Origin of the sequence: Parasutterella excrementihominis YIT 11859 (genome assembly GCF_000205025.1) — a bacterium.
In the GTDB taxonomy this organism is placed as follows: domain Bacteria; phylum Pseudomonadota; class Gammaproteobacteria; order Burkholderiales; family Burkholderiaceae_F; genus Parasutterella; species Parasutterella excrementihominis.
This window is the reverse complement of sequence record NZ_GL883759.1, coordinates 17,761-30,536: the sequence shown is the minus strand read 5'-3', so window position 1 is coordinate 30,536 and position 12,776 is coordinate 17,761. Positions and strand designations below refer to the sequence as shown.

Sequence of the window (12,776 nt, the reverse complement as noted above, 5' to 3'; positions counted from 1 at the left end):
AGGAACGCACGGGAACCTTAAAAGTTCCCTTGCTCCCACGCGAAACGCCCGGATCTCTCCGGGCGTTTCGCTTTTGCTATTCAGCAAAAATTATTCAGCGTCAATCTTGACGACCCAGCCTTCAGGACCTTCGATTTCGCCCATCTGGATACCGGTCAGTGTTTCTCTGAGCTTGGTGCAGATAGGACCCATCTTTTCCATGCCGGATGGGAAGTAGATATCGCCGTCAGGTGTATTGACCATACCGATCGGAGCCAAGACGGCAGCCGTACCGCAAAGAGCGCCTTCAGCCATGTCTTTGAGTTCGTTCAGCTTAACGGGACGCTCAACAACCTTATAGCCCAATCTCTTGGCAACGTCGATTAAAGAGCGGCGTGTGACGGAAGGAAGAATGGAATCGGACTTCGGAACAATGATTGTGCCTTCCTTGTCAACGAAAATCAGGTTGGCACCGCCGGTTTCTTCGATATAGGTGCGTGTAGCCGGATCAAGGTAGATGTTTTCGGCGTAGCCGTGGCGATGAGCTTCCATTGTCGGATGCAGACTCATAGCGTAGTTCAGACCGGCTTTGATATGACCGGTTCCGCGGGGAGCGGCACGGTCGAACTCAGGAACCGTCAGCTTAAGCGGCTTGATAGCGCCTTTGAAATATGCGCCGACCGGCATCACGAAAATTCTGAAAATAAACTCATGGGCCGGCGCCACACCGATCTGAGGACCGGAACCGATCATGACGGGGCGGATGTACAGCGTTGCGCCGGTGCCGTAAGGAGGAACCCAAGCAGCGTTGGCTGCGACAACGTCCTTGACGGCCTGAATGAATTTTTCTTTCGGGAAAGCCGGCATTTCAAGGCGTTCGGCACTGCCCATCATACGTTCTGCGTTCAAATCCGGACGGAAAGTAACGATATCGCCGTTGACGGTGGTGTAAGCTTTCAACCCTTCAAAACAGCACTGGGCATAGTGGAATACGCAAGCGGCTTCGGACAGTTCGATATTGGAATCAGTGATCATCTTACCCTCATCCCATTTACCGTCTTTCCAATGAGCTTCGAAACGGTAGTCGGTCGGTGTGTAGCCGAAGCCTAATTTGCTCCAGTCAATATCTTTTTTCTGCATTTTTTCTCCTACGAGATTCGTTTTGTTATAGATCCCTAATTGTAATAATTTGAAAGAAATTATTCGGACTTCTGAGGAGAAATTAGCAGGAGCGGCTTTTTTCAGACTTAAGAATTTCCGGCAACGGTCATTTCTTTAATCAGCACCGATCCGCTGAGGTAGCAGCCGTTCAAGTCCACGTCGTCTGACATCGCTTCGATAGACATGAAGATGTCTCTGAGATTGCCAGCAACGGTAATGCCTTCCACCGGGTAAGCGATCCTTCCGTTCTCCACCCAGAAACCGGATGCGCCCTTAGAGAAATCTCCTGTCGTGTAGTTGACGCCCTGCCCGATGAGCTCAGTTACTAAGAGGCCGGTTCCCATACGGGAGAGCAATGCGGAAAGCGTTTTTTCGGAGGCTTCCGGTGCTTCGGAGAAGATGAGGTTGTAGGGTCCGCCGGCATTTCCTGTTGTCGTCATTCCCAACTTGCGAGCCGAATAGCTGCTCAGAAAAAGTCCGCTCAGCACACCGTGATCGACGACTAAGCGTTCAGAAGGACGGACGCCTTCATCATCAAAAGGCGCCGAGCCCCAATAGCGCGGGATGAACGGATTCTCCAAAATGGAAAGATGATCGGGGAAAATCGGTTTATTCAGCATTCCTTCGAGGAAGGAGGTCTTGCGGTACAACGCTGAACCGCTTGCCGCATGAACAAAGGTTCTGAATAAGCTCTTGGCAACCGGTGCTTCAAAAACGACCGGGCACTTGCGGGTCGATAAACCGCGTGCCGACAGATGATCTACAGCTCTTTGGCCGGCGATCATGCCGACCTGCTGCGGCGAGAGCAAATCCATCGACGAAACGCCGGAAGTGTGCCAGGAGCCGACCTGCATTCCGTTTTGGTCCTCAGCGATCACTGAGGTGTCAATCGAATGGTCGCTAAAGGGATAGCCGTGCAAAAAGCCTTCGGTATTTCCCAAGATAAAAGAGCCGATCGTTGTCGTGACCATTGCGCCGTCGGAATTCACCACGCGTTTATCGACACTCAATGCCGCTTTTTCTGCTTCGACCGCCTTTTGAACCTGTTCTTCAATCGAGATGTTCCACGGATGGAAGAGATCAAGCTGACGTGGGTTCGTGCAGAGTCGTTCTTTATCCGGCAGGCCGTTGCATTCATCCGGTGTGGTGTAGCGCGCCATATCAAGCGCCGCTTTGACCGTTCTTAAGATCGATTCTTTGCGAAAGTCTCCGCTGGAAGCCACAGCCTTAGATTTACCGAGATAGACGGTAATTCCGAAATCTCGGTCATGGGTATGTTCGATGGATTCCGTTTCCCGATTTCTTACCGTAACACATGTCCCCTTCTCTTCACTGACTTCTACCGAAGCGGAAGTTGCACCTAGAGAAAGCGCTGTGTCTAAAGCATGCGAAACCAAGGAACCGAGCTCTTCTGAGCTACTTATTGTGGGAGTTTGACTCATATTTTGAAGCGGAAACTAAAGATTGGAGATTATGATAGCGCTTGATGCAAATATTACTAAAGAAGGTCACGCTAATATGAAGAATACAAACGAAAACCTTGAAGAAGAGTACAGCGGTCCGAGCAAAAGTGAACTGAAAAGAAGGGCCGAGCATCTGCAGGATCTCGGTAAAGAACTGACCACCCTGGGTGCCGAAACGCTGGCAAAAATCGAACTTCCCGAAGTCATTCTTAAAGCCATTGAGGATTATCACCGTGTTCCCTCCTTCGGTGCCAAACGACGCCAGCTCCAGCTTATCGGCAAATACATGAGAGCATTAGACGGAGACGCCGTTCGTCAGGCCATTGACCGTGCAACAGGCAACGATAAAGCGGCGGTGGCCGCACTGCATAAGAGTGAACGTCTGAGAGATGCGTTGATTGCAGATGATGCCGCTCTGACAAAATTTATTGCTCAGTTCCCTGACGTCAATGTTCAGGAAGTTCGTCAGCTTATCCGTAATGCTCGTAAAGAAGCCGAAGGCAATAAGCCTCCGAAATCCGCCCGTGCACTCTACAAACTAATCTACGCAATGGTTCTTCCTCCGATCGTGTTGGAAGCGACTGAGGAGAAAAACGATGAAGAATAGCAAAGCAAAAATCGGTCTGGTTTCCATTTCCGATCGTGCCTCTTCCGGAACTTATCAGGACAAAGGCATTCCCTCTTTAAAAGAATGGCTCGCTAAGGCTTTGCTTTCTGACTATGAAGTTGTGGAAAAACTCATTCCTGATGAACAGCAGCTTATCGAAGCGACTCTGAAAGAATTGTGTGATCAGGAAAACTGCGATTTGATTCTGACAACCGGAGGCACCGGTCCGTCTCGTCGTGACGTGACGCCTGAAGCCACGCTGGCTGTCGCCACTCGTACCCTTCCGGGATTCGGAGAACAAATGCGTGCGGTTTCTCTTGCCTTTGTTCCGACCGCGATTTTGTCCCGCCAGGTCGGCGTGCTTCGCGAAATCAAAGATCATGCCGCTTTGATCATTAACCTTCCGGGGCAGCCCAAGGCTATCGCTGAAACTTTGGAAGGCATTCCTTCCAAAGGCATTCACGGTATTTTTGCGGCAGTACCCTACTGTATTGATTTGATCGGCGGTCCGGCCATTGAAACCCGTCCTAATGTCGTTAAGGCTTTCCGCCCGAAATCCGCGCCGCAGCCTCATGTCATTGATGCAAAAATCATTGAACCAAAAGAAGGCAAAGCGGACTCCACGATCATCATGCTGCACGGCTTGGGCAGCGACGGATCGGATTTCGAACATTTCCGAGAGGAACTTGCAGCATGCGGCGCACCTGTCGAACAGGCTCGTTTGATTCTTCCGACCGCACCTGAACGTGCGATTGCAGCAAATAAAGGCTTCCTGATGCGCGGCTGGTTCGATCTTCTCGACACCGACGGAATCGGTGCCAGCGACGAGCCGGCACTTATTGAGAGCGCCCGTATCGCAGAACGTTTAATTGCCCTGGAAGAGACGAAAGGCATTAGACGGGATCGAATCTTCTTAGGAGGTTTCTCACAGGGCGGCTGCGTTGCGCTTTACACGGCTCTGAAACTCGACCGTCCGATCGGCGGCATCTTCTGCCTGAGCGGCTATCTGCCCATTGAGTCTGCTGACGATATTGAGCATGTCGGTCAAGGCATCCTCTCTCCGATTTTCCTCGCCCATGGAAAAGAAGACAGCGACGTACCGCCCGTGTACCCTGAGATCAGTGTTAGAGAACTTCGTAAGCTCGGAGCGACCGATCTTTGGTCCAAGGGATATGACGGAGCCGGTCATGATTTAAGCATCGAGGAAGTCACAGATCTGTCTGACTTTTTAGAAAAATCTTTAGTAGCTTCCCAATAAAGCTTTGTATCCGATTTGAGGCAAAAGTGCGCTTTTTTAAGGCGCTCTTTTTTATGCTGGAATCCTTAGGAAAAATATATAAAAACTAAGATCATGGAATCTTTTTGGGACAAACTGTTAAGCGGGTCGGAGGCGATCCTTGAGCCCTTGCACGTACCGCTGTTTACGGCCGGCGGCAGTCAGATCGACACGTTCGATATTCTCGAGTTCTGCTTGGTCTTTCTCATTGCTTATTGGCTTGGCAAGTTAGGAGAAGAAAGCATCAGGAAGTTCGGCTCCCGTCACAACTCCGTCCGTCCGGAATCCCTTTCAATGTTTGCCCGCTTCATCCACTGGGGCATATTGGCCGTCGGCATTCTGATGGGCTTATCGATGATCGGTCTCCCGATCACACACTTGGCGATCTTAGTTTCTGCCTTATCAGTAGGCATCGGCTTCGGACTACAGACGATTGTCAATAACTCCGTTGCCGGTTTGATTTTGATATCGGAACGTGCGGTCAGCTTAGGCGATATTATTGCCACCCCGAGCGGCCAGGTGGGCCGGGTGACCATGATCACGATTCGTGCCACGCGTATTGTAACCCCGACTGGTCAAGCAATCATCATCCCTAATGCTTCCCTGATTAACGGCTCTTTTACCAATTACACCATGGATCGCCGAGGCGTTCGAAAGATCTATCCGTTCTCGATCCCTTACGGCATTGACTTTCGCAAGGTTAAAGAAATTATTGAAAAGGCTGCCGTCTCAGTTCCGTTCTGTATTAAGCCCGATGCACTCCATGAGGTAGAGTGCGGTATCACCGGATTCGGGAATTTTGGCATTAATGTAGAACTGGTTGTTTGGGTTGATCCGATTGAATTGATGGAGCCGTACCGCCTAGAGGCGGCCTTTTTGAACGCTATCAATGATGCGTGTGTAGCCAACGGCATTGTGATGCCGGGACCCTCCTATGGGGTCACTGTCTCCCCGACACCGACACCTGTTGCGTTCAATGCTCAGGTTTCAGGCACCTCTTCTCCTGTGCCTTCTAATCTCCGGGCACCTGCTCCTACAAATCTTGTTCCCTCGGCAGATCCTTCGGAGAGTGCGAAAGCCATCGGACAAGTTCCGCCGGCACAAGCTGCAGCCATCATAGGAGTCCCGCAGTCTATGACTGAAAATCCTTCTCCAAAGAAAGAAAAAGAGGAATAGTTGACCTCGTAATTTCTCCTCAGACTAAAATTTCATTATCAGTTTGAGGAGATTTTTTTTGAGTCATTACATCGGACGCTTTGCACCATCCCCAACCGGCCATCTACACGCCGGAAGTTTGGCATGCCTTTTAGCAAGTTATCTCGATGCTAAAGCTCATAGAGGAACGTGGATTATTCGCGTCGAGGACATTGATCCGCCTCGTGAACCTGCGTGGGCAGCAGAGGATCAGCTCGAAACCATCGAAGCGTTCAAGCTACACTCAGATCGTCCAATTCTCAGACAGTCAACTCGAATTGAGGCCTATCAACAGGCCCTCAACTTTTTAATCGGTAAAGGTCTGGCCTATGGGTGTGCTTGCACTCGCAAAAGAATCGAAGCCGCCTGCTTAGCTGCCGGCTTGCCACAGGGCGCCTATCCCGGAACTTGTCGCCATGGAACAGGCGGTGCACCGATTCGTGCGTGGCGCTTTCTTGTAGACGACGGTTTCATCTCTTTCAATGACAGATGGCAAGGTACGTTTAAACAGAACGTTTTGAGAGAAATCGGCGATTTTGTTATTCGGAGAGCCGACGGACTCTGGGCCTATCAACTCGCCGTTGTCGTCGATGACGGATTCCAGGGCGTGACACACGTTGTCCGCGGTGCTGACTTGATAGACAACACGCCGCGACAAATTTTGCTTCAGATAGCATTAGGTTTAACTACACCAGGGTACATGCACATCCCGCTCGTACTAGACAAGAAGGGGAACAAGCTCTCTAAACAGACATTGGCCCCAGCGATTGATCGAAGCAAGCCCGAAGAAGAAGCCGCACGTGCCTGGACTCACCTAGGATTCAAACCTTTTGCTTTCGATACTCTCGACGAGTTTTATTCAGAGGCAGTTAAGCGTTGGAGAACGAGATTCCAAATTAAAGCCTAGTTTCTGCGGCCTGTTCCACCTAACAGAACTGCAACTTCTCTCTTCTCCCCAGAGACAGATCTTGAGAAATTTTGTGGGGCGGGTTTCTTTCCAGAAGAACGACCTGGTACATAGGGCCGTGAGAAAAATGGATCCTCCGGCTTGCGAGGAGCTTTCCAAGCATCTGTACTTGAGGAAAACTTTCGTGGAAATCTTGCTCTCTTGCGAGGTTCAGGATCAAGCTCCTGCGGGATTAAATTTACCCTCGTCAGCTTGCGAATCGCATCAAAACTCTTCTTATCTTTGTCTGTAACCAGCATCAATGCCAGGCCCGAACTTCCTGCGCGACCTGTTCTGCCAATTCGATGAACATAGTCCTCAGGAACAAATGGAACGTCGTAATTAATCACGAGCGGCAGCTCGGCAATGTCCAAACCGCGGGCTGCGACATCCGTCGCCACCATGATATTTAAGGTTCCATCCTTGAAATCTTTCAACAGCTTCAAGCGCTCTTCTTGGGTTTTGTCTCCATGAATTGCATCAGCATTGAATCCACATTTTTCTAATTCACGTGCAAGTCTACGCGCCGTCAATTTTGCATTGACGAATACGATTGTCTGGAGCGGTTTGCCATCGGGGTCTTCTCCGCGGGTTTTCAGAAGTTCCACTAAAGCATCCGTTTTTTGAAGCTCGTTAACAGAGAAGACCTCCTGTTTAATGGTAGCTGCGGTCGCGTTTTGGCGAGCCACCTCGATAACAACAGGATCAGTCAAGAAATTTCCGGCTAACTTCTTAATTTCCGGAGAGAACGTAGCTGAGAACATCAGATTCTGGCGCTTTTTGGGAAGCGCATTCAGGATCCTGGAGATGTCCGGCAGAAAGCCCATATCCAACATACGGTCGGCTTCATCCAAAATGACAATGCCGCTCTGATTAAGATTAGTGTTTCTCTGCTCGAGATGATCCAATAAGCGTCCGGGTGTCGCGATCAAAATCTCCACGCCCTTCCTTAATGCCTCAGCTTGAGGTTTGATATCCACCCCGCCATAAACAACGCCAATTCGGATGGGTGTATCAGCTGCGTAATTTGAAAGTGCCTCTGCTGTTTGATCTGCCAACTCTCTTGTCGGAGATAGAATCAAAACTCGTACAGGATGACGCGCCGGAGATGTGCTTGTATTTGCTAATGGCAAAAGTTTTTGAAGGACAGGAAGTCCAAAACTAGCGGTTTTGCCAGTTCCGGTCTGGGCCGCTCCCATAACGTCGCGTCCTTGAAGAACGACTGGGATTGCCTTACATTGGATCGCGGTCGGCTTTGTATATCCCATTCGTTTAATTGCGGAAAGCAAATTCGGGGCTAATCCAAACTGTTCAAAATTTTGACATTCTGCCATTTATCTATTTTTTCAAAAAAATCCCAAAAGAAACATTCTACAACTCTAGAACTTGCGCTTATTGTGCTCGACCATGAATAGGCACAATGGGTGATGAGCTTTCATCCTTCAAAGCCATCTGGCTGATAGAAGGTATGTTCTTTAATCAATATTGTGATTTTATTAATACTTTTAGCGCACTAAATTCTTGAGCAAAACCTTCTTTTTCGAATTAGAAAGAGAAGCCTAAAAGGCTTTGGAGATGATAGTGAATTAATACGAATAGAAAGATAGTTTCTATCAATTCCGACTCTTTTCGCAGAAGGATTTCCAACAACAATATCTAAGACAGTAAGTGACTACGGTTCATCTAGTACTTGAAATTAAACCGTTGAAAAATCCATCATTACGGTTCACTTCCATGTACGTGTACAACTCAGCAGTAAAGGGAAAGAAGAAATTGTTTTTTCGATCAACCCCTCCAATAACATAATGAGGAAAGAAGCGGAGGTCTTCTTGAATTATTGCTGAATCCACGGTCCATCCCCGCTTGTGGGGAACTCTTTGACATCGAGATGATCGATGACCCAATCCATCGGTCCGCCCTCGCTTGCGCAGGGAACTCGCATAGCTGTTGGATTTTCAACATCAATCAGTCGGTTCATCCCCGCTTGCGGGGAACTCTCTAAGCCGTCGTGGGCCATTGTCCAGTTGGACGGTTCATCCCCGCTTGCGCGGGGAACTCAGGATTTAGATCGTCTAGGTTACGTTGCTGACCGGTTCATCCCAGCTTACGCGGGGAACTCTTGGCGGCTCCGATATTCGTGCGGGCTTGTGCCGGTTCATCCCCGCTTGCGCGGGGAACTCGTATGAACGTAAAAAAGTTACTGAGTACACGTCGGTTCATCCCCGCTTACGCGGGGAACTCCTGTAGTGTTTTCATTTAGCCATCCTCCAGCCCGGTTCATCCCCGCTTACGCGGGGAACTCTTACTTGCAAACTCACTGAGGGACAGTACATAGCGGTTCATCCCCGCTTACGCGGGGAACTCCAGGGTACGGATATGAAGGACGATTTAAAAGACGGTTCATCCCCGCTTACGCGGGGAACTCACTTAAAGACGGTATAAATCCGTCTATTCATACTTTAGGCATTTAATCGAAATTTTTAAAGAGCATTAACTAACGAATTAAGACGACGGTATAAACGAAACCAAGCGAAGACCGTCCATCTCAACCGGGATTCGTCTATTTTTACCAAAGGTTAGAAAATCAAATCCAGTTTCATTGTTCGTCGCCCATGCCATGACGACGTTCCCATCCTCACAGAGGAGCGTCATTTGATTCCAAATCATTTCTCTCACTCTCCTAGAAACAGCTCCCACGTATACACCAGCTCGAACTTCCAACAGCCAGATCGCTAATCTGCCTCTTAACCTTGGAGGAACGTTCTCTGTAACTACGACCACCATTGTCATTAGCCTTTTCCTCTATGACCTGGGTCTCCGAGCGTATCAGGTTCAGGAATCGCCGGTGCCCACATATCTTTATCAGGTTTAGGAGGCTCGATTCCTCCCGCAGCCAAAACATTTTCGATCATGGGAATGATTCGTTCAGTCAGTTTGGTCCTTCTAAAGATATCTCTGCAGGCCAGTCGAACAACTCTGTCCGGTTCGGGAGGCTTCTGCGCCGCTATCTCAAATGCTTTTGGAACTATGGCGTCAAACTTGATGATATCTGCGATGTCATACACAAACGATAGAGGTTTACCGCTGTGAATAAAACCGATTGCCGGCGCATAGCCTGCCGCCAAAACTGCAGCTTCTGTTATGCCGTACAAACAGGAGGTTGCAGCACTGATACAGCGATTCGCGATATCACCTTTTTCCCAATCTTTAGGATCATAACGACGGCCATGCCAAGTCACCCTATACTTCTGTGCCAGGAGCCTATAGGTTTCTTTAACTCTGAAGCCTTCTATGCCCATCAATTGTTGGACGGATAGATTTTTATCAGGCCGTTCCTTAAAGCGTAACTCGTACATTCTTTGAACAACCCTGAGCCTAAGTTCCTTATCCAAAGCCAGGCGCGCTTGATACAGCAATTTATCAGATCTGGCACCTCCCGGTTGACCGGATGAATACAGACGAACACCAGCTTCCCCGACCCAAACGAGAAGAGTTCCAACTACAGAGGCTAACTTGACCGCAGCATGGGAAACGCGCGTACCCGGCTCCAGCATGATGCAAGCCACAGATCCAACTGGAATATGCGTTCGGACTCCGTTCTGGTCAACCAGTACAAATGCTCCGTCTATCACATCTAGATGACCGTATCTCAAAAAAATCATCGAAATACGGTCCTTGAGCATGATCGGTCCAAGAGGAGGAATCACCAGGCCACCTGCCTTCTAATCAGCATGAGACCACACCCGAAAGCTTTCTCCTTCCCAAAGCCGATCAGGAGTTTTCTTAGAAATTTCTCAGGATCACAAATCTCTAAAACTCCGGAAAAATCCATGATAGAGAATGTGATTCGGTCTCCGTTTTTCCCATACACACACTTCCCTTGATAACTCTCCACATTTGATGAAATTAGGGAAAAGCCTGCTCCTGTCCCTTGCCTTTTTAACCATTCCGCTGCTTCTGCCTGTTGAAGTATTAGGAGATCCTGCCTTTCAAGCTGGGGTACCCTCTTCTTTAAGTCCATAAATAGGTCGTATCTTCTGCCTTTTCGACAAACCGTAGGATTGGCCCTCAAAGAAAAAATAAGGCGATCCCCTTTTCTAAGCTTTGGTTTAAATTCTTTTGTCTCTATCTGGAATAGATCGTTCTTCGTAGGAGCATTTTCAGAAAGAACATAGAATCTTAAGAAGCCCTGCCCCTCTTCTTCTCGGAAAAGGAATTTCCTTGTTTCGTCATCCGTGAAGAGCAGCCATACCCACTGGTGAAGAGCGTAGCTCCCTTTCGTTATTAATTCCTTTAGGCGTCCCGGAGGTAATTTCGCAAGGTCAAGGGTTATTCTGGAGTAGTACATTGCGAATCCTCCCTGTTTAACACTTCTCCGTAATTAATGGTTCTTTCCTCAAACAACCATTTAGTGCGGCTAAGCGGTACGTCTCTTCTTCTAATAATAAATTTCGGTTTGAGATCTTGACACTCTCTCTCCCAATAGCCATCTGTCTGGAGTTCCGGAAGATTGAGGCCCACCGAATTTAATTTCTCCTTAAATTTTTTAGAGCAGCTCCCTAAGACACCTTTGAGATCTCCGCTCATAATCTGAGGGCAAAAGGGCAAACCTGAAGGATTGCTCTTCCGGCCCAAATACGGTGTGAACGTCGGACGCTCCATATACTCTTTAAGTTCCTCTAGCGAATAGGGTGCCTGTGGCTTGGCTTTAACAGCTACAAGCCACCAAGAGTCGCTTAGATAATCTCGAGTAGAGAGTATCGTCTCGAGCTGTTCAGGGTTAGAGAGTTCCTCTTTACGAGTTAAATAAAGAATCTTCTTATTTTCTTTAGGAACCTGGACAGTATGAAAATCCTGAGCCCAAACGGGGTTTTCACTTCCGCAAATTACAAACTCATAGTTTGCTGCAAAGGCCCCATGCATTTTCTCCCGATCTCTCGTAATGCCCACAGCACCCTCAAGAATTCCCAGCAATGCTGATTTTGTGGGAATACCCAGCGTTTGCCTAACTCCGCCCGGAGCACACTCTCCCCACGACGCCATTGGCCCGAATAGTTGAAATATCAGAAATTGATCCATAACTCGCTCACTGACCAACGAATTCAAGCAATTCGGACATAGATCCCGACGGTTTTGTGACATCAAATTTCCTGAAAGCGGTTTGCTGTCCATAAACAGAGTTCAAATTTTCTCGGAATGTCTCCAACCTTGTGATCGCATCTGAGATCATGTTATTTCCGGAGATGGGATGGCAAACAGCAGCAGCCAAGGAACGAGGCTGGAATTCCCCTTTTTCAGCGAGCGCCCAAAGGGCATAACCTCTGCTGCCGAAGCTATTCTGCTTGCCGGTGGGAGGAGTTGTTAACGCCGCTTCTACCAAGGCAATAACCGCTTTTTTGGCCAGAGGTTCGTCTCCGTCAAGATTCTTAACGAGCAAATCGAAATCTAAACAGATATAGTTGTAAAAAACAGCAGATCCAAATGCTGTTTCGCCTAAGTGTCCGGCCCCTGCATCATCAGCCTCTTGCTTCAAATCATCGATCGCTGTAAAAAAATCGTCTTCAATAACAGAAGCGGATACTCCAATCGCATGAGCCACTTGGCAAGCAGCTTCTACATTAAATTTAGGCGAGCTTGCCAGCATTCTTCCGAACAAAGCGATATCCACAGCATGGTTCTTATTTTGGAAGATGGCTAATTCCTCTTCAGTTGGTTCCCTCTTTTCTTCAGAAAGACGCTTTGCAAGAACCCTAACTTTTTCCATCTCCTCAGGGCTAATATGGACGAGTTGCTCTGTTTCTGTATTTACAAGTGAACTGGAATCCTTATCCTTTTTTGCTTTGCCTAGTTTGTTGGCAATCTCAGCTGCCCACTTGACAGCTGTTTTCTGATCAACACCCCCGTCCATCATAATCTTTGCGGCTTCAGTGGCAATTCGGCAAGTTCTGATTCCGATGTGTTTTTTCAATTGCTCGGAGAAGACTTCAGAGGTTCGCCAGGCGCGCTTCAGACTCTGAGAGGAAATTCTAAGTCGAGTAGCACCGCCAAACATCACAGTTTTAGGAGCTCCAGTATCGTCTCGATTGAGATTAGCCGCGGGAAAGGCTGTTAAGAAATGAAGTTGAATAAAGTTGGACATTGTTCTCTCCT

The 12,776-nt window shown here is 48.5% G+C and carries 13 protein-coding genes and 1 CRISPR repeat array; of the genes, 4 read left to right on the top strand and 9 right to left on the bottom strand.

Features of this window, described 5'->3' with window-relative positions; all coding sequences use genetic code 11:
- Nucleotides 1–90: 90 nt before the first annotated feature.
- Together HMPREF9439_RS11315 and HMPREF9439_RS11310 are read right to left on the bottom strand one after the other, a co-directional pair.
- Entirely contained in the window at nt 91–1,119 is a 1,029-nt protein-coding gene (locus HMPREF9439_RS11315) for a branched-chain amino acid aminotransferase (protein WP_008864967.1), read from the bottom strand.
- A 107-nt stretch (nt 1,120–1,226) separates the two neighbouring features.
- Nucleotides 1,227–2,582 (bottom strand): TldD/PmbA family protein, encoded by a 1,356-nt coding sequence (locus HMPREF9439_RS11310; protein WP_008811716.1) that lies wholly within the window; start codon nt 2,580–2,582, stop codon nt 1,227–1,229.
- Nucleotides 2,583–2,613: 31 nt separating this feature from the next.
- Between HMPREF9439_RS11310 and yjgA the strand changes: the two genes are divergently transcribed.
- The 4 genes from yjgA (at nt 2,614) to gluQRS (ending at nt 6,587) form a co-directional block, all read left to right on the top strand.
- Nucleotides 2,614–3,210, top strand: coding sequence for a ribosome biogenesis factor YjgA (gene yjgA, locus HMPREF9439_RS11305; protein WP_008864966.1), 597 nt, complete (start codon nt 2,614–2,616; stop codon nt 3,208–3,210).
- Nucleotides 3,200–4,468, top strand: a complete 1,269-nt coding sequence (mog, locus tag HMPREF9439_RS11300) for a molybdopterin adenylyltransferase (RefSeq protein WP_008864965.1) — start codon at nt 3,200–3,202, stop codon at nt 4,466–4,468. The genes yjgA and mog overlap by 11 nt, the downstream gene beginning before the upstream one ends.
- A gap of 93 nt (nt 4,469–4,561) precedes the next feature.
- Nucleotides 4,562–5,662 carry a mechanosensitive ion channel family protein gene (locus tag HMPREF9439_RS11295; RefSeq protein WP_008811713.1) on the top strand — a complete coding sequence of 367 codons (1,101 nt, stop codon included), beginning with the start codon at nt 4,562–4,564 and terminating at the stop codon, nt 5,660–5,662.
- Nucleotides 5,663–5,720: 58 nt separating this feature from the next.
- Nucleotides 5,721–6,587 carry a tRNA glutamyl-Q(34) synthetase GluQRS gene (gluQRS, locus tag HMPREF9439_RS11290; RefSeq protein ID WP_008811712.1) on the top strand — a complete coding sequence of 289 codons (867 nt, stop codon included), beginning with the start codon at nt 5,721–5,723 and terminating at the stop codon, nt 6,585–6,587.
- Here the strand turns inward: gluQRS and HMPREF9439_RS11285 are convergent.
- The 7 genes from HMPREF9439_RS11285 to cas7e all read right to left on the bottom strand — a co-directional run bounded on the left by HMPREF9439_RS11285 (nt 6,584) and on the right by cas7e (nt 12,765).
- A complete protein-coding gene (locus HMPREF9439_RS11285) occupies nt 6,584–7,960 on the bottom strand; it encodes a DEAD/DEAH box helicase (RefSeq protein WP_008811711.1) in 1,377 nt (458 codons plus the stop codon). The genes gluQRS and HMPREF9439_RS11285 overlap by 4 nt on opposite strands.
- Nucleotides 7,961–8,460: 500 nt before the next feature.
- Complete coding sequence (locus HMPREF9439_RS13685; RefSeq protein WP_270208577.1) at nt 8,461–8,604, bottom strand: hypothetical protein; 144 nt, start codon at nt 8,602–8,604, stop codon at nt 8,461–8,463.
- 51 nt (nt 8,605–8,655) lie between these two features.
- Nucleotides 8,656–9,051: a CRISPR direct-repeat array (repeat unit 29 nt; unit sequence CGGTTCATCCCCGCTTACGCGGGGAACTC).
- Nucleotides 9,052–9,128: 77 nt separating this feature from the next.
- Complete coding sequence (gene cas2e, locus HMPREF9439_RS11280; RefSeq protein ID WP_367882962.1) at nt 9,129–9,410, bottom strand: type I-E CRISPR-associated endoribonuclease Cas2e; 282 nt, start codon at nt 9,408–9,410, stop codon at nt 9,129–9,131.
- 5 nt (nt 9,411–9,415) lie between these two features.
- Nucleotides 9,416–10,309: a type I-E CRISPR-associated endonuclease Cas1e gene (gene cas1e, locus HMPREF9439_RS11275; protein ID WP_008864961.1), complete on the bottom strand. Its 894-nt coding sequence runs from the start codon at nt 10,307–10,309 to the stop codon at nt 9,416–9,418.
- 20 nt (nt 10,310–10,329) lie between these two features.
- A complete protein-coding gene (gene cas6e, locus HMPREF9439_RS11270) occupies nt 10,330–10,974 on the bottom strand; it encodes a type I-E CRISPR-associated protein Cas6/Cse3/CasE (protein WP_008864960.1) in 645 nt (214 codons plus the stop codon).
- The gene (gene cas5e / locus HMPREF9439_RS11265) at nt 10,956–11,705 is read right to left on the bottom strand and encodes a type I-E CRISPR-associated protein Cas5/CasD (protein ID WP_008864959.1); all 750 of its coding nucleotides are present in this window, start codon (nt 11,703–11,705) and stop codon (nt 10,956–10,958) included. Before cas5e ends, cas6e begins: the two co-directional genes overlap by 19 nt.
- Nucleotides 11,706–11,712: 7 nt before the next feature.
- Nucleotides 11,713–12,765, bottom strand: coding sequence for a type I-E CRISPR-associated protein Cas7/Cse4/CasC (gene cas7e / locus HMPREF9439_RS11260; RefSeq protein WP_008864958.1), 1,053 nt, complete (start codon nt 12,763–12,765; stop codon nt 11,713–11,715).
- Nucleotides 12,766–12,776 lie beyond the last annotated feature (11 nt).

Bases quoted from the DNA above. Each gene is read 5' to 3' on its own strand.
- HMPREF9439_RS11310 (WP_008811716.1), bottom strand. From the start codon at position 2,582: ATGAGTCAAACTCCCACAATAAGTAGCTCAGAAGAGCTCGGTTCCTTG.
- yjgA (WP_008864966.1), top strand. From the start codon at position 2,614: ATGATAGCGCTTGATGCAAATATTACTAAAGAAGGTCACGCTAATATG.
- HMPREF9439_RS11295 (WP_008811713.1), top strand. From the start codon at position 4,562: ATGGAATCTTTTTGGGACAAACTGTTAAGCGGGTCGGAGGCGATCCTT.
- HMPREF9439_RS13685 (WP_270208577.1), bottom strand. From the start codon at position 8,604: ATGAACCGACTGATTGATGTTGAAAATCCAACAGCTATGCGAGTTCCC.
- cas1e (WP_008864961.1), bottom strand. From the start codon at position 10,309: ATGCTCAAGGACCGTATTTCGATGATTTTTTTGAGATACGGTCATCTA.
- cas5e (WP_008864959.1), bottom strand. From the start codon at position 11,705: ATGGATCAATTTCTGATATTTCAACTATTCGGGCCAATGGCGTCGTGG.
- cas7e (WP_008864958.1), bottom strand. From the start codon at position 12,765: ATGTCCAACTTTATTCAACTTCATTTCTTAACAGCCTTTCCCGCGGCT.
- HMPREF9439_RS11315 (WP_008864967.1), bottom strand. From the start codon at position 1,119: ATGCAGAAAAAAGATATTGACTGGAGCAAATTAGGCTTCGGCTACACA.
- cas6e (WP_008864960.1), bottom strand. From the start codon at position 10,974: ATGTACTACTCCAGAATAACCCTTGACCTTGCGAAATTACCTCCGGGA.
- mog (WP_008864965.1), top strand. From the start codon at position 3,200: ATGAAGAATAGCAAAGCAAAAATCGGTCTGGTTTCCATTTCCGATCGT.
- HMPREF9439_RS11285 (WP_008811711.1), bottom strand. From the start codon at position 7,960: ATGGCAGAATGTCAAAATTTTGAACAGTTTGGATTAGCCCCGAATTTG.
- cas2e (WP_367882962.1), bottom strand. From the start codon at position 9,410: ATGGTGGTCGTAGTTACAGAGAACGTTCCTCCAAGGTTAAGAGGCAGA.